Raw genomic sequence first — 20498 nt, 5'->3', positions numbered from 1 at the left:
GCGTCAGTCGCGCGTGAGCTTGCGGTGGGTGGAGCGGTGCGGCTTCGCGGCATCCGGTCCGAGGCGCTCGATCTTGTTCTCCTCGTATGCCTCGAAGTTGCCCTCGAACCAGTACCACTGGTCGGGCTTCTCGTCGGTGCCCTCGTAGGCGAGGATGTGCGTGGCGATCCGGTCGAGGAACCACCGGTCGTGGGTGATGACCACGGCGCAGCCGGGGAACTCCAGCAGAGCGTTCTCGAGCGAGCTGAGGGTCTCGACGTCGAGGTCGTTGGTGGGCTCGTCGAGGAGCAGCAGGTTGCCGCCCTCCTTGAGCGTGAGCGCGAGGTTCAGTCGGTTGCGCTCACCACCGGAGAGGACGCCCGCCTTCTTCTGCTGGTCGGGTCCCTTGAAGCCGAATTTCGAGACGTACGCGCGAGACGGGATCTCGGTCTTGCCGACGGTGATGAAGTCGAGCCCGTCCGACACGACCTCCCAGAGCGTCTTGTCGGGGTCGATGTTCGCGCGCGACTGGTCGACGTAGCTGATCTTGACCGTCTCGCCGATCTTCAGGTCACCGCCGTCGAGGGGCTCGAGGCCGACGATGGTCTTGAAGAGCGTCGTCTTTCCGACGCCGTTGGGGCCGATCACACCGACGATGCCGTTCGGCGGAAGGCTGAAGCTCAGGCCGTCGATCAGCGAGCGCCCGTCGAAGCCCTTCTGCAGCTTCTTCGCTTCGATGACGACGTTGCCGAGACGCGGACCGGCCGGGATCTGGATCTCTTCGAAGTCGAGCTTCCTGGTCCGCTCGGCCTCCGCCGCCATCTCCTCGTAGCGGGCGAGACGCGCCTTCGACTTGGTCTGGCGGCCCTTGGCGCTGGAGCGCACCCACTCCAGCTCCTCCTTGAGGCGCTTGGCGAGCTTCGCGTCCTTCTTGCCCTGGATCTCGAGGCGCTCGCCCTTCTTCTCGAGGTAGGTCGAGTAGTTGCCCTCGTAGCCGATCAGGCGTCCGCGGTCGACCTCGGCGATCCACTCGGCGACGTGGTCGAGGAAGTACCGGTCGTGGGTGATCGCGATGACCGCGCCCTTGTACGACTGGAGGTGCTGCTCCAGCCACAGCACACTCTCGGCGTCGAGGTGGTTCGTGGGCTCGTCGAGCAGCAGCAGGTCAGGCTTCTGCAGGAGCAGCTTGGCGAGAGCGACACGTCGCTTCTCACCGCCGGAGAGCGGCGCGATCGCGGCGTCTCCCGGCGGGGTGCGGAGCGCGTCCATGGCCTGCTCGAGCTGCGAGTCGAGGTCCCAGCCGTCGGCGGCGTCGATCTCCTCCTGGAGCGTCCCCATCTCGGCGAGCAGCGAGTCGAAGTCGGCGTCGGGATCGGCCATGAGTGCCGAGATCTCGTTGAACCGGTCGAGCTTCGCCTTGATCGCGATGCCGTCCTGGATGTTCTCGAGGACCGTCTTGGACTCGTCGAGCTCCGGCTCCTGCATCAGGATGCCGACCGAGAAGCCCGGCGTGAGCTTGGCCTCGCCGTTCGACGGCGTGTCCAGACCGGCCATGATCTTGAGGATCGTGGACTTACCGGCGCCGTTCGGGCCGACCATGCCGATCTTCGCACCGGGGAGGAACGACATCGTCACGTCGTCGAGGATGAGCTTCTCGCCCACCGCCTTGCGTGCACGGACCATCGAGTAGATGTACTCAGCCACCGAAAACCGCTCCTTCTGTTGGCGTCGAAGTTCGACACTCCAGCCTACCGGCCCCTCTCCCATCGAGCCGACGAGCGGAGCGCTACGCCACGAATCCGCTCTCGGGGAGATCGGCCCCGGGCCCGCGGGATCACCAGTCGATCGGTCGGGTGCTGCCGATCAGGCAGCGGCCTTCGGCGAGCTGCGGCAGCACCGCCGTGACGGGCTCGCCGGTCGATGGCCCGACCTGGCCCACGAGGCACTCCGTCTCGCCCCACCTCACCGAGAACTGCAGGCTCTCGGCAGGATTCCCCACCGTCGAGACGTCCTGTGTCGCCTGCATGGCGTCACGGTCGAAGCCGGCGGCGATCAGCGCGTCGATGTAGGCGCGGCCGGCAGCGCGCTGATCGGACGCCCACACCTGCGCGGTGACCGCCGAGAACAGCGGCAGGTTCTCCTCGGCCGTACCCTCCGGAACGAGCACGGGGCCGCTCGGCGTCGGTGCAGCACTCGTCTCCACCGCGGTCGGAGACGGCGTGGGGCCACCCTGCGGACCGCACGCGGACAACACGAGCACCGCCCCCACCGCGACGGAGAGGAGAGCGGCAGCGCGCGCCGTTCTGGAAGCCGGTCGTCGAAGCACGCCCCGAGTCTACGGGGGCGTCTGCGACGACCGTGCGCCGCGCGCTGCCGCTCCGCTAGGAGGGAGCACCCCAGGCGTCGCCCGCGGACCCGGAAGCGCCCGGATCAGCGCTCGCGGATTCGGTGGAGGGGAGGTCGGGGCCCGCCCAGGATGTGTCGATGGCACGGGCGTCCTCGGACGCCTCCGAGGGCGACGTAGCGCTCGACGGGGCCGTGTCGGCGGCCCCCCGGTCCTGGTCGGCAGAGCTCGATCGGGACGACGACCTGCGGTACGCAGTGGTACCCCAGCGGAGGTCGTGCCCGACGGCATCCGCGTCGATGTCGACGCTCGTCCCCTGCTTGCCGTTGTTCTCCCACGCCCGGATCTTCATCCGCCCGGTGACGATCACGCTGTCCCCGGCGCGCAGCGACGCCTTGACGTTCTCCGCGAGATGACGGAAGGCGGCGACCGAGTACCAGTTCGTGCCGACGTCGACCCAGGTCTGCGTGGCTTCGTCGAAGCGCCTGTGAGTACTGGCGAGGCGGAAGTTCGCAACCGGCACTCCCCCAGCCGTGCGTCCCTGGGTCGGGTCGGTGGCGACGTTGCCGATGATCGTGACGGTGTCCTGCATGTCTGTCTCCTTCGCGAGCCGGGTCCCACGCCCGGGTGCTCACAGCATCACCGCGGAGGAGCCGCCGCGTTCCGCGCTGGCGCGCCCAACGCCGGTGATTGTGGACAGGTCGAGTGGGCACTCGCTTCGTGCGGAAGAGATCGGAAGACCCCGCGTGCGACCCGCGCGGAGGGAATGTCGGTGGCCGATCATATGTTCGAACCAGAGAGGAGATACCGATGTCCGAGACCCAGCTTCTGACCACACCAGAGGTGCCCTACGCCGCACCCCGACTGTCCTCACGACGCGAGCACCTCGTCCGCGCCTCAGCTCACCTCTGGCGCGTGCAGGACGACACGGGCCGAGTACTCGGACACCTTCGTATCGTCGCCGATCCGCTCGGACTGCGGTACCGCGCGGAACGGCTGCACCTGCCCACTGGTCGGTTCCGGCTGGTCGGCGACTTCTGGCGTGCCGACGACGCCGTCGCCGCTCTGCGCAGCGGCTGAGATCGAGATGATTGTGCCCCCGGCAGGATTCGAACCTGCGACCAAGAGATTAGAAGGCTCCTGCTCTATCCCCTGAGCTACGGAGGCGGACACCTCCACCGTACCGCGCCGAAGCCCTGATGTCGGAGCCGTCGATAGGATGGCGGCATGGTATCTGCGTCTGAGAACGACCGGCTCGTTTGGATCGACTGCGAGATGACAGGCCTCGATCTCGCTGTAGACGAACTGGTGGAGATCGCGGTGGTGGTCACCGACTTCGAGCTCCGACCGGTCGATCCCGGGTTCCAGGTCGTGATCCGTCCGAGTGATCAAGCGCTCGCCCATATGAACGATTTCGTCACGAAGATGCACGAGACCTCCGGCCTGAGCGAGGAGATTCCGCTCGGCATCGCGCTGGCGGAGGCCGAGGCTCAGACCCTCGCGTACATCAAGCGATTCGCTCCCGTCGAGAAGAAGGCTCCACTCGCGGGCAACACGATCGGCACCGACCGCATGTTCCTCGCGAAGTACATGCCGCAGGTCGACCAGTGGCTGCACTACCGGAACGTCGACGTGTCGAGCATCAAAGAACTCTCTCGGCGTTGGTACCCGCGAGTGTTCTTCCAGGCGCCCTCGAAAGACGGTGGTCACCGCGCACTCGCCGACATCCTGGAGTCGATCCGCGAACTCCGCTACTACCGGGAAGCGGTCTTCGTCGACGAACCAGGGCCGTCGAGCGACGATGCGCGCGACATCGCGAGCCGTACCGTGTCGGAGTTCACTCCAAACATGTAATAGACTCGTCTGGTTGCCGATTCCGGTCGGCACATGGTGGGTATAGCTCAGCTGGTAGAGCGCTGGCTTGTGGTGCCGGATGTCGCGGGTTCGAGTCCCGTTACTCACCCCACGAAGGCCCGGGTCGTTGACCCGGGCCTTTTTCTTGTCTGCTGGAATACCCCCTAGGGGTATGCTGTTGTGGTCGATGCAGAGAACGGAGATCCCTGATGATGCACGATCACACCCCGGACCGCGTTGACGCGGATCGCCCCGACGCTGGTCATCACGACGACGCTCACGACGACGTTCACGGCCACGCCGAGCACCACGACCACGCCGAGCACCACGACCACGCCGGCCATACAGAGCGCTTCCGCCGTCTTTTCTGGCTGATGCTCGTGATCGCGGTCCCGGTCGTCGCGACCTCGCCGATGTTTGCGATGATCCTCGGCTACGACATCCCGTCCTGGGCTCGCTGGGTATCCCCCGTGCTGGGATCCGTGATGTACGTCTGGGGCGGCGCTCCCTTCCTCACCGGCGCCGTCGCAGAACTGCGCTCGCGGCGACCGGGCATGATGCTCCTGATCGGCCTCGCGATCACCGTCGCGTTCGCCGCCTCGTGGGGCGCCAGCCTCGGTGTCCTCCACCACGAGCTCGAGTTCTGGTGGGAGCTCGCCCTCCTGATCGTCATCATGCTGATCGGGCACTGGATCGAGATGCGTTCCCTCGCGCAGACCACGTCGGCCCTCGACTCGCTCGCGGCGTTGCTGCCGGACGAGGCCGAGCGCGTCGACGGTGCGACCATCGTCGTCGTGTCGCCGAGCGACCTGCGGGTGGGCGACGTCGTCGTCGTCCGCCCCGGCGGACGCGTACCGGCTGACGGCCGTGTCACCCAGGGCTCTGCGAGCGTCGACGAATCGATGATCACCGGGGAGTCGAAGACGGTCGATCGCGGTGTGGGCGACGCCGTCGTGGCGGGTACCGTCGCCACGGACTCCGGCATCCGGGTCGAGGTGACCGCCGTCGGCGCCGACACGACACTGGCCGGGATCCAGAAGCTGGTGTCCGACGCCCAGTCGTCATCGTCGAGAGCTCAGCGCATCGCAGACAGAGCAGCCGCCTGGCTGTTCTGGTTCGCGCTGGGCGCCGCCGTCATCACCGCCGCGGCCTGGTCGATCGTGGGCCTTCCCGACGAGGCCGTAGTGCGCACGATCACTGTCCTCGTGATCGCCTGCCCGCACGCTTTGGGACTCGCGATTCCCCTCGTGGTCTCGATCGCGACCGAGCGTGCGGCCAGGGCCGGGGTCCTCGTGAAGGACCGGCTCGCTCTCGAGACGATGCGCACCGTCGACACCGTGCTGTTCGACAAGACCGGCACGCTCACCGCAGGAAAGCCCGAGGTCACCGCTGTCAGCACCGCGACCGGCTTCGTCGAAGACGAGGTGCTCGCCGCTGCGGCCGCCGCGGAGATCGACTCCGAGCACCCGCTGGCCGCGGCGATCGTCGCCGCCGCGGAAGCGCGTGGACTCTCCGTCCCGTCCGCGTCCGACTTCCACTCATCCCCCGCCGTCGGCGTGAGCGCCACCGTCGAGGGCCAGCACGTCGCCGTGGGCGGACCGCGTCTGCTCGCTGGTGAAGGACTGTCCGAGCTCGCGGCCGCGCGAGCATGGCGCTCGGAGGGCGCGATCATCCTGCATGTCGTGATCGACCACCGGGTGGCCGGTGCGCTGCGGCTCGCCGACGCCGTCCGCCCGGAGTCGACCGTCGCCGTCGCAGCGCTCCAGGAGCGCGGCATCGATGTCGTGATGGTCACGGGCGACGCCGACGCTGTTGCGCAGCACGTGGCCGCCGATCTCGGCATCCGCCGAGTGTTCGCGGGCGTGCGGCCGGAGGACAAGGCCTCCACCGTCCGTGAACTGCAGTCGGAAGGCCGTCGGGTCGCCATGGTCGGGGATGGCGTCAACGACGCGCCGGCGCTCGCGCAGGCCGACGTCGGTCTCGCGATCGGCGCGGGCACAGACGTGGCGATCGCCTCGGCGGGAGTCATCCTGGCGTCGGACGACCCGCGCACCGTGGTCTCCGTGATCGAGCTGTCGCGGGCGGGGTACCGGAAGATGACGCAGAACCTCTGGTGGGCCGCGGGCTACAACCTCCTGTCCGTGCCGCTGGCCGCCGGCATCCTCGCGCCGATCGGGTTCGTCCTCCCGATGTCCGTCGGGGCGATCCTCATGTCACTGTCGACCATCGTCGTCGCACTCAACGCCCAGCTGCTCCGCCGGCTCGACCTGAGGCCGGGTTCGGTCGTGCCGCGCGGGTCTGAGAGTTCCCACCGGCAGCTCTAGACTTGCGAGGTGTCGCCGGCAGTCTGGTTCTCGCTCCTCCTCGCCTGCGTCGTGATCAGCTTCACGCCGGGAGCGGGCGCCATCAACACGATGTCGAACGCCTTGAACCAGGGGTGGATGCGCTCGATCTGGGGCATCGTCGGCCAACAGCTCGCTCTCATCGTCCACGTCGTGATCGTGGCCGCCGGGGTGGGCCTCCTCGTGTCGCGATCCGAGGTGCTGTTCACGGTGATCCGTTACGCCGGGGCTGCCTACCTGGTCTATCTGGGGGTTCGGCTGATCCTGACGCGACCCTCGGTAGCCGCAGACATCGATGCGCAGGGCGCGGCTTCCCGCGAGGGTCACTGGTCGATGATCCGCCGCGGATTCTGGGTGAATCTCCTCAACCCCAAGGCGATCGTCTTCTTCCTGGCGTTCATCCCGCAGTTCATCCGCCTCGACCAGCCGCAGCTGCCGCAGTACCTCGTTCTCATCACGACGGTGATCGTCGTCGACATCCTCGTCATGTGGGGCTTCTTCGCCGCCGCCGCCCGCCCGTTCCGTCGTTTCACCCGCTCGGCACGCGGACAGCGCACACTCAACACGGTGTTCGGAGTGCTCTTCATCGGAGTCGCCGCCCTGCTCGCGTTCCTGCACTGACCGTCGTCGGCCGAGCGGCAATAGGCTGGCAGGGATGGACATGACTGCCGACGCCTTCGAGGAACTCGTCGTCGACGAACTCGACCGCCTTCCCGATGACATGGTCGAGGGACTCGACAACGTCGTCTTCGTCGTGGAGGACCGCCCGGAGGACGGGAGCCTGGATCTCCTCGGACTGTACGACGGCCTCGCGCTCACCGAGCGCACGCAGTACGGCATGGGCGAGCTGCCCGACCGTATCGTCGTCTACCGCGAGCCGCATCTCGCCGCGTGCGACGGCGAAGACGAGCTGCGCGACGAGGTCCACACCACCCTCGTGCACGAGATCGCGCACTTCTACGGCATCGACGACGAGCAGCTGCATGAACTGGGGTGGGCATGAGTCCGCTCGCCACCCCCGAGATCGACGAGCAGGTCGAGCTGAGCGCAGCCCCCTTGGAGCCATGGGAGGTCGTGGTGTGGAACGACCCCGTGAACCTCATGAGCTACGTGGTGCGGGTGTTCCGCACGTACTTCGGGTACTCGACCGAACGGGCCACTCAGCTGATGCTCGCCGTGCACCACGAGGGGCACGCGATCGTCGCGACAGGACCGCGCGAGACCATGGAGGTGCATGCGCAGGCCATGCACGACTACGGACTCTGGGCCACGGTGCGGAAGGTCGCCTCGTGAGTGCCGAACGACGAGTGACTCTGCAGATGGCTGTAATCGAGGGGCACCAGCTCGTTCAGCTGCTGGACGATCTCATCGACCTCCTCGGCGTCGATCGCGATCCCTTCGACACCGCGATCGAGAGGTTGACGCCGAGCGCCTATCCCGACGACGACGAGGCCGCTCGCGCGTTCCGGTCGGCGACCGCCGACGACCTCATCGACCGCCGTCGTACCGACGCGGTCACCGTGCGCACGACGATCGCCTCGTCGCTCCCGGGCGCGGAGGCCGCCTCGGAGGAGGACGCGTTCGCGCAGATCGACGTGATGGCGACCTCCTCCGATCTGGACGCCTGGATGCGGACGCTCACCGCACTCCGGTTGGTCATCGCCGACCGACTCGGGATCGAGTACGACGACGAGCACGACCCCGACGACCCGCGATACGGGGTCTACGACTGGCTCGGCTATCGGCTCGAGCTCGTGGTGCAGGCAGCGGACCGCCTGGACTGACGATCAGGGGACGGTCACGACGCGCGTCGCCAGCGCCCGAGGGTCGTCCCTCCGCACGTGCTCGTCCTCCTGAGCTGCCCATCGGTCCCAGTGCGGGCGGTAGGTGTCGCCGTCGCGCGCCAACGCCCGCGCCTTCCGTCGCCGCTCCGCCGACTCGACCCACACCGTCACATCCGCGATCTTCGCCGTCGCGGGGGTGAGGATGCCGCTGCCCTCGACGAGCAGGCTGAGAGCGGGATCCACAGCATGGCTCTCGGCATCCGCCTCGCTCTCCCAATCCCAGCGCCGCCAACTCCCGAGCAGACCGCGACCATGAGGCCGGAGGATGCCGTCGAGAGCGCGCTCCGTGCCCGCGTCGAGACCGTCCCACCCGGGATAGATCGAGTCGAGGGCGATCGACTGCACGCGACCCTGCACGGGCCAGCGCTCGACGAGCATGCGTGCGAGCGTCGTCTTGCCCGCCCCGCTCCGCCCGTCGATCAGGACGACCGGATTCGACACCGCCAGATCGCGGATGTCGCCGACGAGCACCGTCGCGGCATGCTCGAGGGCACCCGCGACGGCATCGTCACTTCTTGAGGGCACGGATGATGCGGGAGAGCGCCCGTCCGGCCACCCACACGAAGGGCACGGCCACGACGAGCAACGTCACGATGTTCGGCTCGAAGCGCAGCCCCTCCTCGCGGCGCACGTACACTCCGACGGGCACCGATACGCCACCGCCACCGCCGCCCTCCGCGCCGTCTCCGCTTCCTCCGCCGAAGCCGGAGTAGGTGAACGCCACGGGAGTGATGCTCACGCCGTCGACGTCCTGCGGCTCACCGTAGGCGGTCTTGACCCCGAAGGACGCGGCCTGCTTTCCGAGTTCCAGTGCAATGTTGGGCATGGGTCAACGCTAGTCCAGGCGCCGTCGCCGCGCAGGGGTCAATCGACGCCGTGGGCTTTCGGATGCTGCGCCGCGCCGCGCCCGTCTCCGCGCCCGAGATGCCTGGCGCGCGTGATGGTCGCGGAGCCGAATCGCGCGACGGCGTCGTCCATGGCACCTTCGACGCGCCGCCAGTCCTCGTCCTCGTCCCAGAGCCCGAAGCCGCCTGCGCCCGCCGGACGGAGCTTCTCGGCCCGCACGCCGACGAGCCGCACCGGGTCGCGTCGGTCGATCTGCGCGAACAGCGCCTGCGCCGCCTCTCCGATGCGCTGCCCGACCGCCGTGGGCTCGGCGAGCGTCTGCGATCGGGTAAGGGTGCGGAAGTCGTCGAAGCGGATCTTGATCGACACCGTGCCGGTCTCCCACTCGGCCTTGCGGAGCCGCGCTGCGACCCGGTCCGCCAGGCGCAGCAGCTCGGCCTTCAAGAACTCGCGGTCGGTGATGTCGGTGTCGAACGTCTCCTCGTGGCCGATGCTCTTCTCGATGCGCTCCGTCTCGACCGCCCTGGCGTCTTCTCCGCGGGAGAGCTGCGACAGGCGCGTGCCGAGAGCCGGTCCGACGGCGCGGTCCAGCATGTCACGTGACGACTCGCGGATGTCACGGATCGTGCGGATGCCGCGTCCCTCCAGCGCTTCGGCGGCCTTCGGACCGACACCCCACAGCGCGCGCACAGGCCGGGGATCGAGGAACGACTGCGTATCGGCCGCGGCGACGACGAGCATCCCGTCGGGCTTCGCGACCGTCGATGCCATCTTCGCGACGTGCTTGGTCGAGGCCACGCCCACGCTGCAGGTGATGCCGACCTCCTCGAAGACGCGCCTGCGCACCAGTTCCGCCACCTGGACGGGACTCCCCCACAGACGGCGAACGCCTCGCACGTCGAGGAAGGCTTCGTCGACGGAGAGGGGTTCCACGAGCGGCGTGATCGACTCGAAGACCGACATGACCTGACGAGAGACGGCCTGGTAACGGTGGAAGTGCGGCGGCACGATGCGGGCGGACGGGCACAGGCGCAGCGCCTGCGACACCGGCATCGCCGAGCGCACGCCGTAGCGCCGGGCCTCATAGGACGCACTGGACACGACCGAGCGTCCGTCCGGCGAACCGATGATCAGCGGGAGACCACGGAGGCCCGGGTCATCCAGAACCTCGACCGCTGCGTAGAACGCATCCATGTCGACGTGCAGGATGCCGGTTCCCGTGTCGTCGGCGTCCGCCGTCGACACGAGGCGCCCTCTGCCGTCACCGTGACCCATGACACCATTCTTCCTCGGGCCGCCGACATGCGGGGCGGGCCCGGCCGCCCTCGAGCGGCCGAGCCCGTGATGTCATTGCGCGGCGCGCTCCAGCACCAGCTCGCGCACGCGCGCGGCGTCGGCCTGGCCCTTCATCGCCTTCATGACGGCGCCGATGACCGCACCGGCCGCCTGCACCTTGCCGTCCTTGATCTTCGCGAGGATGTCGGGCTGCGCGGCGAGGGCCTCGTCGATCGCCGCGATCAGCGCTCCGTCGTCGGAGACGACAGCGAGACCCCGTGCATCGACGACCTCCTGCGGTGTGCCTTCGCCCGCGATGACGCCCTCGAGCACCTGGCGAGCGAGCTTGTCGGTGAGCGTTCCCGCGTCGACGAGCTTCTGGAGTGCGGCGACGTTCTCGGGCGACACGAGCTCGGTCGCGTCCTTCTCCTGCGCGTTCGCGAGACGCGTGATCTCACCCGTCCACCACTTGCGGGCGGTCGCCGGGGTCGCGCCCGCCGCGACGGTCGCCTCGACGACCTCGACGAGGCCGCCGTTGCGCACGTCCTGGAACTCCAGGTCGGTGAAGCCCCACTCCGCCATCAGCCGGCGGCGCCGGGCGACCGGCTGCTCGGGCAGGGCCGCTCGCAGTTCCTCGATGAGCTCAGGCGCCGGCTCGACCGGGAGCAGGTCGGGCTCGGGGAAGTAGCGGTAGTCGTCGGCATCCGACTTCGGACGCCCCGGCGAGGTCGTGCCGGTGTCCTCGTGCCAGTGGCGGGTCTCCTGCGTGATCGTCCCACCGTCGGCGAGGATCTGCGCCTGGCGCTGGATCTCGTAGCGGACCGCACGCTCGACGGAGCGCATCGAGTTGACGTTCTTCGTCTCGGTGCGCGTACCCAGCTTCTCCACGCCGCGGGGACGCAGCGACACGTTCGCGTCGCACCGGAGGTTGCCGCGTTCGAGACGCGCCTCGGAGATGCCCAGTCCGCGCACGATGTCACGGATCGCGGCGACGTACGCCTTCGCGACCTCGGGAGCGCGGTGTTCGGTGCCGAAGATGGTCTTCGTCACGATCTCGACGAGGGGGACGCCCGCGCGGTTGTAGTCGACGAGCGAGTACTCGGCCCCCTGGATGCGGCCGGTGGAACCACCCATGTGGGTGAGCTTGCCTGCGTCCTCCTCCATGTGCGCGCGCTCGATCGGCACCTGGATGATGGTGCCGTCTTCGAGCTCGACCTCGACCGATCCCTCGAAGGCGATCGGCTCGTCGTACTGGGAGATCTGGTAGTTCTTGCCGAGATCGGGGTAGAAGTAGTTCTTCCGCGCGAACCGGCTCGACGCCGCGATCGAGCAGCCGAGCGCGAGGCCGAGGCTGATCGACGAGCGGATGGCGGTCTCGTTCACGACCGGCAGCGATCCGGGCAGGCCGAGGTCGACCGGCGCGATGAGCGTGTTGGGCTCGGCCGCGTGGTACAGCTCGTTGGCCGGGTTCGGCGCATCGGAGAACATCTTCGTGTTCGTGTTCAACTCGACGTGCACCTCGAACCCGAGCACGGGCTCGAACAGCTCGAGCGCCTTGTCGAAGTCCATGAGCTTGGCGGTGGCCATCAGCGGTTCCCTCCTGCGAGCTGGGGTGCACGGGTGAGGAGCGGAGCCCCCCAGGAGTCGAGCAGCACGGTCTCGAGCGCGGCGCCGACCTTGTACAGGCGGGCATCCTCACGCGCAGGGGCGATGAACTGGATGCCGACGGGGAGGCCGTCGTCCGACGCGAGACCGCTGGGGATCGAGATGCCCGGGACGCCGGCGAGGTTCACCGGGATCGTCGTGATGTCGTTGAGGTACATCTGCAGCGGGTCGTCGATCTTCTCCCCCAGCTTGAACGCCGTCGTGGGCGCCGACGGGGTCGCGATGACGTCGACCTCGGCGAAGGCGTTGGCGAAGTCCTGCTGGATGAGAGTGCGCACCTTCTGCGCGCTGCCGTAGTAGGCGTCGTAGTACCCCGCCGAGAGCGCGTACGTGCCGAGGATGATCCGACGCTTCACCTCATCGCCGAATCCGGCGTCGCGCGTCGCGGACATGACGTCCTCGACCGTGGGGTTGCCGTCCGGCGTGACACGCAGCCCGAAGCGCACGGAATCGAACTTCGCCAGGTTGCTCGACGCCTCCGCGGGGAGGATCAGGTAGTACGCCGCCACGCCGTACTCGAAGTGCGGTGCGCCGATCTCGACGATCTCCGCGCCCTGGGACTCCATGAGCGCCAGCGCGCTGCGGAAGGACTCCGCGACGCCGGGCTGGAACCCGCTGTCGGGGAGCTCGCGGATGACGCCGACCTTGAGTCCCTTGAGGACATCGCCCCGCGCACCCTCGCGGGCGGCATCGCCGAACGACGGCCAGGCGTCGGTGAGCGAGGTGGAATCCTTCGGGTCATGACCGCCGATCGCGTCGTGCAGCAGACCCGCGTCGAGCACGGTGCGCGTGACGGGACCGACCTGGTCGAGGCTCGACGCCAGCGCGATGGCGCCGTAGCGGCTCACACCGCCGTAGGTCGGCTTCACCCCGACCGTTCCCGTGACATGGGCCGGCTGCCGGATCGAGCCTCCGGTGTCGGAGCCCAGCGCGAGAGGCGCCTCGAAGGCGGCGACGGCAGCGGCGGAACCACCGCCGGATCCACCGGGGATCCGGTCGAGATCCCAGGGGTTGCGCGTCGGCCCGTACGCCGAGTGCTCGGTCGACGACCCCATGGCGAACTCGTCCATGTTGGTCTTTCCGAGCGGAACGAGGCCCGCAGCCCGTGAACGCGCGACGACCGTGGCGTCGTACGGCGAGCGGTAGCCCTCGAGGATGCGCGAGCCGCTGGTGGTCGGCTGGTCGGTGGTGACCAGGACGTCCTTGATGGCGAGCGGGACGCCGGCGATGGGTCCGAGCTGCTCCCCCGCCGCACGACGGGCGTCGATCTCGGAGGCAGCGGCGATGGCGCCCTCGTTCACGTGCAGGAAGGCATGGACCTCGCCGTCGACCGCCGCGATCCGGTCGAGATGCGCCTGAGTGGCCTCGACGCTCGAGATCTCGCGCGCGGCGAGCTTGTCGGCGAGCTCTGCGGCGGTCAGGCGGATGATGTCGCTCACTGCTCTTCTCCCAGGATCGCGGTGACGCGGAACCGGCCGTCGGCCTGGTCCGGCGCGTTCTGGAGCACCTGCTCGTGCGTGAGCGTCTGCCCGACCTCGTCGGGTCGGAAGACGTTGCTCAGCGGGATCGGGTGGCTGGTCGCGGCGACGTCGGCCGTCGCGACCTCCGACACCTTGGCGATGTTGTCGACGATGGCGTCGAGCTGGCCCGTGAGCAGCGTCACCTCGTCGTCGTTCAGCTGGATGCGCGCGAGCACGCCGAGATGGCGCACAAGATCAGGGGTGATTTCAGACACCCCTCCAGTCTAGTTCGCGCGCGAGCCCGCTCCCGCAGAGCGCATGACCCCCGTCCTATGCTGGGCTCGTGAGCACGTATGAGCCTCCTCGCCCGTGGATCGCCAGCTACGCCGACGGCGTCCCCGACGACCTCGCGCCGGTGTCCGGATCTCTGATCGACATCGTCGCCGCGTCGGCCCGCGACTACCCCGATGCCCCCGCACTGCAGTTCTTCGGCAGGGAGACCACCTACGCCGAGCTGCAGGCCGCGATCGACCGCGCCGCATCCGGTCTGCGCGACCTCGGCGTCCGCGCCGGCGATCCGGTCGCGATCGTGCTGCCGAACTGTCCGCAGCACATCGTCGCGTTCTACGCGGTGCTCCGGCTCGGTGCCGTCGTCGTCGAGCACAACCCGCTGTATACCCCTCGCGAACTGCGCAAGCAGTTCGAGGACCACGGCGCGAAGCACGCCATCGTCTGGAACAAGGTGACGGCGACCGTGCAGGGCTTCCCCGCCGACCTCGCCGTCTCGAACCTCATCTCGGTCGACGTGACGCGCGCCATGCCCTTCTTCACGCGCCTCGCCCTCCGTCTGCCGGTCGCGAAAGCGCGCGAATCCCGGGCGGCTCTGACCGAGCGGGTCCGGGGAACCGTGACCTGGGAGACCTTGGTGGGTTCCGAGCCGCTGCCCGCGTCGCACCCCCGCCCGTCGACCGATGACCTGGCGATCATCCAGTACACCTCGGGAACGACGGGCACCCCCAAGGGCGCGGCGCTCACGCACCGGAACCTCCTCGCCAACGCGGCCCAGGCGCAGGCCTGGGTTCCGTCGATCCAGCGCGGCAACGGCTGCGTCGTGTACGCCGTGCTTCCGATGTTCCACGCCTACGGCTTGACCCTCTGCCTCACCTTCGCGATGTCGATGGGCGCGCGGCTCGTGCTGTTCCCGAAGTTCGATCCCGCCCTCGTGCTCGACGTCATGAAGAAGCACCCGGCGACCTTCCTCCCACTCGTGCCGCCGATCGCCGATCGCCTGCTCACTGCCGCCACGGACGCCGGGGTCTCGCTCGACGGCATCGAGGTCGCGATATCGGGCGCCATGGCGCTCCCCCATGATCTCGTCGTGCCCTTCGAGGCGGCGACCCACGGCTACCTCGTCGAGGGATACGGGCTCAGCGAGTGCTCACCCGTGCTCATGGCCAACCCCGTCGCCGACAACCGCGTGCCGGGCACGGTCGGACTCCCGCTGCCCGGCACCGAGTGCCGCGTGGTCGACCCGGAGAATCCGACGGTCGATGTGCCGGCAGGCTCCGCCGGCGAGCTGCTCGTGCGAGGTCCCCAGGTGTTCTCCGGCTACTACGGCAAACCGGAGGAGACCGACGCGGTCTTCGTCGGCGACTGGTTCCGCACGGGCGACATCGTGACGATCGACGACGGCGGGTTCATCCGCATCGTCGATCGCATCAAGGAGCTCATCATCACCGGCGGCTTCAACGTGGCGCCGACCGAGGTCGAGAACGCTCTGCGTCAGCATCCTCAGGTGATGGACGCAGCGGTCATCGGCCTTCCCAGCGAGCGCTCCGGCGAAGAGGTCGTCGCGGCGATCGTCATCGACCCGGCCTCCGATGTCGACGTCGAGGCGGTCCGTGCGTTCGCGCGCGGCATTCTGACGCCCTACAAGGTGCCGCGCCGCGTGTTCGTCGTCGACGAGCTGCCGAAGTCGCTGATCGGCAAGGTGCTGCGTCGTCAGGTGAAGGAGAAGCTGTCGGAGCTCACGAGCGGTTCCTGATCGAGAGCTCACAGGCGGCGTCCGCGGCGAGACGCTACCCTTGATCAGTGACTCCTGAAGACGCTGCGCCCACCGACGCCCCCTCGACACCCGGATTCGAGGAGCTCGGAATCACCGGGCCGGTCCTCAAAGCCATCAAGGATCTCGGTTACGAGACTCCCTCCCCGATCCAGGCCGCGACCATTCCCACCCTTCTCTCGGGCCGCGATGTCGTCGGCATGGCACAGACCGGCACGGGCAAGACCGCGGCCTTCGCCCTTCCCGTCCTCGAGCGGCTGGACGTCGCTCAGAAGACGCCGCAGGCCCTCGTGCTCGCGCCGACCCGCGAGCTCGCCCTCCAGGTCTGCGAGGCCTTCGAGTCGTACGCATCGAAGATGAAGGGCGTGCACGTGCTGCCCGTCTACGGCGGGCAGGGTTACGGCGTGCAGCTGTCGGCGCTCCGTCGCGGCGTGCACGTCGTGGTCGGCACCCCCGGCCGCATCATGGACCACCTCGCCAAGGGCACCCTCGACCTCTCCGAGCTGCAGTACCTCGTGCTCGACGAGGCCGACGAGATGCTCAAGATGGGGTTCGCCGAAGACGTCGAGCAGATCCTCGCGCAGACCCCCGTCGAGAAGCAGGTCGCCCTGTTCTCGGCCACCATGCCCGCGCAGATCCGGCGCCTGGCGCAGCAGTATCTCCGTGATCCGGAAGAGATCACGATCAAGTCCAAGACCGCCACGAACACCAACATCACGCAGCGCTACCTCGTCGTGTCGTACGCGCAGAAGGTCGATGCACTCACCCGCATCCTCGAGGTCGAGAACTTCGACGGGATGATCGTGTTCGTCCGCACGAAGAACGAGACCGAGACACTGGCCGAGAAGCTCCGCGCCCGCGGCTACTCGGCCGCCGCGATCAACGGCGACGTGCCGCAGGTGCAGCGTGAACGCAGCGTCAACCAGCTCAAGGACGGCAAGCTCGACATCCTCGTGGCGACCGACGTCGCAGCGCGTGGACTCGACGTCGAGCGCATCAGCCATGTCGTGAACTTCGACATCCCCACCGACACGGAGTCGTACGTGCACCGCATCGGCCGCACGGGGCGCGCAGGCCGTACCGGGGATGCGATCAGCTTCATCACCCCGCGCGAGCGCTACCTGCTCAAGCACATCGAGAAGGCCACCCGGCAGCAGCCGACGCAGATGCAGCTACCCACGACCGAGGACGTCAACACGACCCGCCTCGCCCGCTTCGATGACGCGATCACGACGGCGCTCGGAGAGAGCACCCGCATCGAGAAGTTCCGCGACATCATCGCCCACTACGTGCGCAATCACGACGTGCCGGAGGCCGACGTCGCCGCCGCTCTCGCGGTCGTCGCACAGGGCGACCAGCCGCTGCTGCTCGACCCCGAAGACGACGCCCTCGCGAAGGCGGTCGAGTACGACAACCGTCCCCCGCGCGAACGTACGACGCGCGAACCGCGGGAGAACCGCGAGCCCCGCGAACGCCGCGGCCGGGGCGACTACTCGGCCTACCGCATCGAGGTCGGCCGTCGTCACCGCGTCGAGCCCCGTCAGATCGTCGGCGCGCTCGCGAACGAGGGCGGATTGGGTCGCGACGACTTCGGCGCGATCAACATCCGTCCGGACTTCTCGATCGTCGAGCTGCCCGCGAACCTCGACGCCGCCGTGCTCGAGAAGCTCCGCGACACGCGCATCTCGGGCCGGTTGATCGAGATCAAGCCCGACCGCGGCCCCGGCGCTCGACGTGCTCCTCGGGAGGGCGGACGCGACCGCTTCGAGCGCCGCGACGATCGGCCGCGGTACGACCGTCGCGACGACCGCCCCGCACGCGATGACCGTCCGGCCCGCGATGACCGTCCGGCCCGTAAGCCCCGCCACAAGAGCTGACGGGCGTTCGGCATCGGGAGTGCGCGACGGTGACCGGATGTTGCTGATCAGAGACGCCGCCGTCGCGGACGCGCGCGGCGTCGCCGTGGTCCACGTCGATTCGTGGCGCGCGGCCTACGTCGGTCTCATCGATCAGGCCGTGCTCGATCGGCAGAGCGTCGAGGCGCGCACGGCGATGTGGTCGACCTGGATCGAGCGCTCGCTCGTCGGCGAGGCAACCGACGGGTACGGGACGGTCGCCCACCGACTCGTCGTCGCCGAGTTCGACCGTCGGATCGTCGGCTGGGCGAGTTTCGGCGCGGGACGCGATGACGAGACGACCGATCGCGGCGAGATCGCCGGTCTGTACGCGCATCCGGACGCCTGGGCGCAGGGCGTCGGTCGTGCGCTCATCGGCCACGCCGAGGACGCGTTGCGGATGGACGGATGGACCTCGGCGTACGTGTGGGTCCTCGCAGGCAACGAGCGCGCGATCGGTTTCTCTCGATCCCGCGGCTGGGTGCCGGACGGCGCCGCGAAGATCGGCGAAGGCGGCAGCGTGCAGGGTCTGCACGAGCAGCGCCTCGTCAAAGAGCTCACCGCGCCGGCGGACTGACCGCAGCTCGTCGCCTCAGTCCAGCGCGTCCGGACCTTCCGTGACGAGGATGCGGAACTGTGCGGCGTCGAGGACCCGGATGCCGAGCTCTTCGGCCTTCGCGAGCTTCGACCCCGCGCCGGGGCCGGCAGCGACGTAGTCGGTCTTCTTCGAGACGCTCGATGCAGCCTTGCCCCCCGCCTGGATGATGGCCTCCTGTGCGCCGTCGCGCGTGTAGCCGTCGAGGGACCCGGTGGCCACGACCGTGAGGCCCTCCAGCACGCCTCCCTCGGCGACGGCGCCTCCGGGGCCGGGGTGGCCGGGGGTCGCCCACTGCACGCCGGCTTCGGTCCACTGACGCACGATGTCCTGGTGCCAGTCGACCTCGAACCAGGCGAGAAGGGAGTCGGCGATGATGCCGCCCACCCCTTCGACAGCCGCGAGCTCGTCGCGGGACGCCGCCCGGATGGCATCCAGCGAACCGAACCACTGCGCGAGCGCCCTGGCTGCAGACGGACCCACGTGGCGGATGTTGAGGGAGACGAGCAGACGCCAGAGGTCCTTCGTCTTGGCCTTCTCCAGCTCCGCCAGCAGCGTCACCGCCTGCGACGAGGGCTGCGGCCCCTCGATGCCCGATTTCTTCTCGGCAGCCGTGGGATTGCGACGGAACGGCGCCCGCGTCTTGACGAGGCCGTCCTCGTCCTCCTTGGGCAGCCCGGTCTCGGCATCCTTGACGACGAGCTCGATCGGAACGATCTGCTCCAGCGTGAGGGCGAAGAGCCCGGCCTCGGTCTCGAGGGGCGGGGTCGACGGCGACGTCGGCTGCGTGAGCGCGGCCGCCGTCACCTCGCCGAGCGCCTCGATGTCGAGACCGCCGCGCGAGCCGATGTGCTCGACCCGGCCGCGCACCTGGGCGGGGCACGAACGGGCGTTCGGGCACCGGAGGTCGATGTCGCCCTCCTTCATCGGCCGCAGCGGGGTTCCGCACTCGGGACAGTCGGCGGGCATGACGAACTCGCGCTCTGTACCGTTGCGCTTCTCGACCACCGGACCGAGCACCTCGGGGATCACGTCTCCCGCTTTGCGGAGCACGACGGTATCGCCGATGAGGACGCCCTTCGCCTTCACGACGTCCTTGTTGTGCAGCGTCGCCTGACGGACCACCGACCCGGCGACATGGGCCGGGGCCATCACGGCGAACGGCGTCGCACGACCCGTGCGACCGACCGACACCACGATGTCGAGCAGCGTGGTCTGCACCTCCTCGGGCGGGTACTTGTAGGCGATGGCCCATCGAGGCGCGCGGCTCGTCGCGCCCAACTCGTCGTGCAGTGCGAGCTCGTCGACCTTGACGACGATGCCGTCGAGCTCGTGCTCGATGTCGTGACGATGCTCTCCGAAGTACTCGACGAATTCGACGACCTCGTCGACCGTTGAGCAGACCCTGGTGTGCGGGCTCGTCGGCAGCCCCCACTCGGCGAGGAGGTCGTAGACCTGACTCTGCGCCGCGACGGGCGGGTTCTCCCACGCGCCGATGCCGTGCACGTAGAGATCGAGCGATTCGATGCGGAGCATGCCCGCCTCGAGCTCCATCCCGTTCTTCTTGTCGATCTGCTGACGCAGTCCGCCGCTCGCAGCATTCCGGGGGTTGGCGAAGGAGGGGAATCGTCGAGCGGCCGTCGTGCGGGCCTTCTCCTCGTCGAAGGGCTTCTTCACGCCTCCTCGCGCGTCCCAGCGCGAGCGCGCCTCGTCGTACGCGCGCTCACGGAAATCCGCCTGCGCGGCGTTCAAGCGCTCGAACGCCGCCACCGGGATGAAGACCTCGCCGCGGACCTCCACGATGGACGGATGCCCGGTGCCGTTGAGCCGCGCCGGGATCATGGGCAGTCGCAAGGCGTTCTCGGTGACGATCTCGCCGACGCGTCCGTCTCCACGCGTCGCGGCGGACGTCAGGCGTCCGTTCTCGTACCGGAGGTTGATCGCGAGGCCGTCGATCTTGAGCTCGGTGAGCCAGTCCACGTCTCGTCCCGCAGAAGCACGGGTCTTGGCGGCCCATTCGCGGAGCTCGTCGATCGAGAAGACGTTGTCGAGGCTCAGCATCCGCTCGGCGTGCTCGATCGTCGCGAGCCCCGTGGCCTCCGCCGCGCCGACCATCTGGGTCGGCGAATCCTGCCCCTGCAGCTCCGGGTGCAGCCTTTCGAGTTCCTCAAGTCGGTGCATCCAGCCGTCGTACGTGAAGTCGTCGACGATCGAGGTGTCGCGCCCGTAGTAGGCGTCTTTGGCCTCGAGGATGCGGGTCGTCAGCTCCTCGGCCTCGGTACGGGCGTCTTCCAACGAGATGTTCTCCGGCACCCCGCCAGTCTACGAGCGGGCACC

At 68.7% G+C, this 20498-nt stretch carries 20 protein-coding genes and 2 tRNA genes; 11 read left to right on the top strand and 11 right to left on the bottom strand.

The features are described 5' to 3' along the window. Nucleotides 1-3: 3 nt before the first annotated feature. The 3 genes from ettA to RAC69_RS01215 form a co-directional block, all read right to left on the bottom strand. Nucleotides 4-1683 carry an energy-dependent translational throttle protein EttA gene (ettA, locus tag RAC69_RS01225; protein ID WP_251585365.1) on the bottom strand — a complete coding sequence of 560 codons (1680 nt, stop codon included), beginning with the start codon at nucleotides 1681-1683 and terminating at the stop codon, nucleotides 4-6. A 130-nt stretch (nucleotides 1684-1813) separates the two neighbouring features. Continuing rightward, nucleotides 1814-2305 (bottom strand): hypothetical protein, encoded by a 492-nt coding sequence (locus tag RAC69_RS01220; protein WP_375084570.1) that lies wholly within the window; start codon nucleotides 2303-2305, stop codon nucleotides 1814-1816. 55 nt (nucleotides 2306-2360) lie between these two features. Then, the gene (locus RAC69_RS01215) at nucleotides 2361-2915 is read right to left on the bottom strand and encodes a single-stranded DNA-binding protein (RefSeq protein WP_375084568.1); all 555 of its coding nucleotides are present in this window, start codon (nucleotides 2913-2915) and stop codon (nucleotides 2361-2363) included. Nucleotides 2916-3133: 218 nt separating this feature from the next. On the opposite strand from RAC69_RS01215, the gene RAC69_RS01210 reads away from it, so the two are divergent. Beyond that, nucleotides 3134-3403, top strand: a complete 270-nt coding sequence (locus RAC69_RS01210; protein ID WP_375084567.1) for a hypothetical protein — start codon at nucleotides 3134-3136, stop codon at nucleotides 3401-3403. A gap of 14 nt (nucleotides 3404-3417) precedes the next feature. On the opposite strand, the gene RAC69_RS01205 is transcribed toward RAC69_RS01210, so the two are convergent. Next, a tRNA-Arg gene (locus RAC69_RS01205) sits at nucleotides 3418-3490 on the bottom strand. A 60-nt stretch (nucleotides 3491-3550) separates the two neighbouring features. Between RAC69_RS01205 and orn the strand changes: the two genes are divergently transcribed. The 7 genes from orn to RAC69_RS01170 all read left to right on the top strand — a co-directional run bounded on the left by orn (nucleotide 3551) and on the right by RAC69_RS01170 (nucleotide 8303). After that, a complete protein-coding gene (gene orn / locus RAC69_RS01200) occupies nucleotides 3551-4177 on the top strand; it encodes an oligoribonuclease (RefSeq protein ID WP_375084565.1) in 627 nt (208 codons plus the stop codon). A gap of 36 nt (nucleotides 4178-4213) precedes the next feature. Further along, a tRNA-His gene (locus RAC69_RS01195) sits at nucleotides 4214-4289 on the top strand. A gap of 97 nt (nucleotides 4290-4386) precedes the next feature. Continuing rightward, nucleotides 4387-6501 (top strand): heavy metal translocating P-type ATPase, encoded by a 2115-nt coding sequence (locus RAC69_RS01190; protein ID WP_375084563.1) that lies wholly within the window; start codon nucleotides 4387-4389, stop codon nucleotides 6499-6501. Between the two features lie 9 nt (nucleotides 6502-6510). Continuing rightward, nucleotides 6511-7140, top strand: coding sequence for a LysE family transporter (locus tag RAC69_RS01185; RefSeq protein WP_375084561.1), 630 nt, complete (start codon nucleotides 6511-6513; stop codon nucleotides 7138-7140). 34 nt (nucleotides 7141-7174) lie between these two features. Further along, entirely contained in the window at nucleotides 7175-7522 is a 348-nt protein-coding gene (locus RAC69_RS01180; RefSeq protein ID WP_375084560.1) for a metallopeptidase family protein, read from the top strand. Next, nucleotides 7519-7812, top strand: coding sequence for an ATP-dependent Clp protease adapter ClpS (clpS, locus tag RAC69_RS01175; RefSeq protein WP_341934553.1), 294 nt, complete (start codon nucleotides 7519-7521; stop codon nucleotides 7810-7812). The genes RAC69_RS01180 and clpS overlap by 4 nt, the downstream gene beginning before the upstream one ends. Before the next feature lie 26 nt (nucleotides 7813-7838). Further along, nucleotides 7839-8303 carry a DUF2017 family protein gene (locus tag RAC69_RS01170; protein WP_375084557.1) on the top strand — a complete coding sequence of 155 codons (465 nt, stop codon included), beginning with the start codon at nucleotides 7839-7841 and terminating at the stop codon, nucleotides 8301-8303. A 3-nt stretch (nucleotides 8304-8306) separates the two neighbouring features. On the opposite strand, the gene RAC69_RS01165 is transcribed toward RAC69_RS01170, so the two are convergent. The 6 genes from RAC69_RS01165 to gatC form a co-directional block, all read right to left on the bottom strand. Beyond that, the gene (locus tag RAC69_RS01165; protein WP_375084555.1) at nucleotides 8307-8888 is read right to left on the bottom strand and encodes a hypothetical protein; all 582 of its coding nucleotides are present in this window, start codon (nucleotides 8886-8888) and stop codon (nucleotides 8307-8309) included. Then, entirely contained in the window at nucleotides 8872-9189 is a 318-nt protein-coding gene (locus RAC69_RS01160) for a hypothetical protein (RefSeq protein ID WP_144877562.1), read from the bottom strand. Before RAC69_RS01160 ends, RAC69_RS01165 begins: the two co-directional genes overlap by 17 nt. 38 nt (nucleotides 9190-9227) lie before the next feature. Beyond that, on the bottom strand, nucleotides 9228-10484 hold the full coding sequence (locus RAC69_RS01155) for a DNA polymerase IV (RefSeq protein WP_375084553.1): 1257 nt from the start codon (nucleotides 10482-10484) through the stop codon (nucleotides 9228-9230). 72 nt (nucleotides 10485-10556) lie between these two features. After that, complete coding sequence (gatB, locus tag RAC69_RS01150) at nucleotides 10557-12071, bottom strand: Asp-tRNA(Asn)/Glu-tRNA(Gln) amidotransferase subunit GatB (protein ID WP_375084551.1); 1515 nt, start codon at nucleotides 12069-12071, stop codon at nucleotides 10557-10559. Next, complete coding sequence (gene gatA / locus RAC69_RS01145) at nucleotides 12071-13588, bottom strand: Asp-tRNA(Asn)/Glu-tRNA(Gln) amidotransferase subunit GatA (RefSeq protein WP_375084550.1); 1518 nt, start codon at nucleotides 13586-13588, stop codon at nucleotides 12071-12073. The genes gatB and gatA overlap by 1 nt, the downstream gene beginning before the upstream one ends. Further along, entirely contained in the window at nucleotides 13585-13884 is a 300-nt protein-coding gene (gatC, locus tag RAC69_RS01140; RefSeq protein ID WP_341934559.1) for an Asp-tRNA(Asn)/Glu-tRNA(Gln) amidotransferase subunit GatC, read from the bottom strand. Before gatC ends, gatA begins: the two co-directional genes overlap by 4 nt. Before the next feature lie 68 nt (nucleotides 13885-13952). Here gatC and RAC69_RS01135 point away from each other — a divergent pair, with 68 nt between their 5' ends. The 3 genes from RAC69_RS01135 to RAC69_RS01125 are packed head-to-tail and all read left to right on the top strand — an operon-like array spanning nucleotide 13953 to nucleotide 18143. Then, nucleotides 13953-15653: a long-chain-fatty-acid--CoA ligase gene (locus tag RAC69_RS01135; protein ID WP_375084548.1), complete on the top strand. Its 1701-nt coding sequence runs from the start codon at nucleotides 13953-13955 to the stop codon at nucleotides 15651-15653. Nucleotides 15654-15700: 47 nt separating this feature from the next. Then, the gene (locus RAC69_RS01130; RefSeq protein ID WP_375084546.1) at nucleotides 15701-17548 is read left to right on the top strand and encodes a DEAD/DEAH box helicase; all 1848 of its coding nucleotides are present in this window, start codon (nucleotides 15701-15703) and stop codon (nucleotides 17546-17548) included. Nucleotides 17549-17585: 37 nt separating this feature from the next. Further along, nucleotides 17586-18143: a GNAT family N-acetyltransferase gene (locus RAC69_RS01125; RefSeq protein ID WP_375084544.1), complete on the top strand. Its 558-nt coding sequence runs from the start codon at nucleotides 17586-17588 to the stop codon at nucleotides 18141-18143. 15 nt (nucleotides 18144-18158) lie between these two features. Here the strand turns inward: RAC69_RS01125 and ligA are convergent, their stop codons facing one another. Beyond that, on the bottom strand, nucleotides 18159-20474 hold the full coding sequence (gene ligA, locus RAC69_RS01120) for an NAD-dependent DNA ligase LigA (protein WP_375084543.1): 2316 nt from the start codon (nucleotides 20472-20474) through the stop codon (nucleotides 18159-18161). Between the last annotated feature and the right edge of the window lie 24 nt (nucleotides 20475-20498).

The sequence above is a fragment of the Microbacterium sp. LS_15 genome (genome assembly GCF_041954735.1).
In the GTDB taxonomy this organism is placed as follows: domain Bacteria; phylum Actinomycetota; class Actinomycetes; order Actinomycetales; family Microbacteriaceae; genus Microbacterium.
This window is presented reverse-complemented; position numbering and strand designations above follow the sequence as displayed.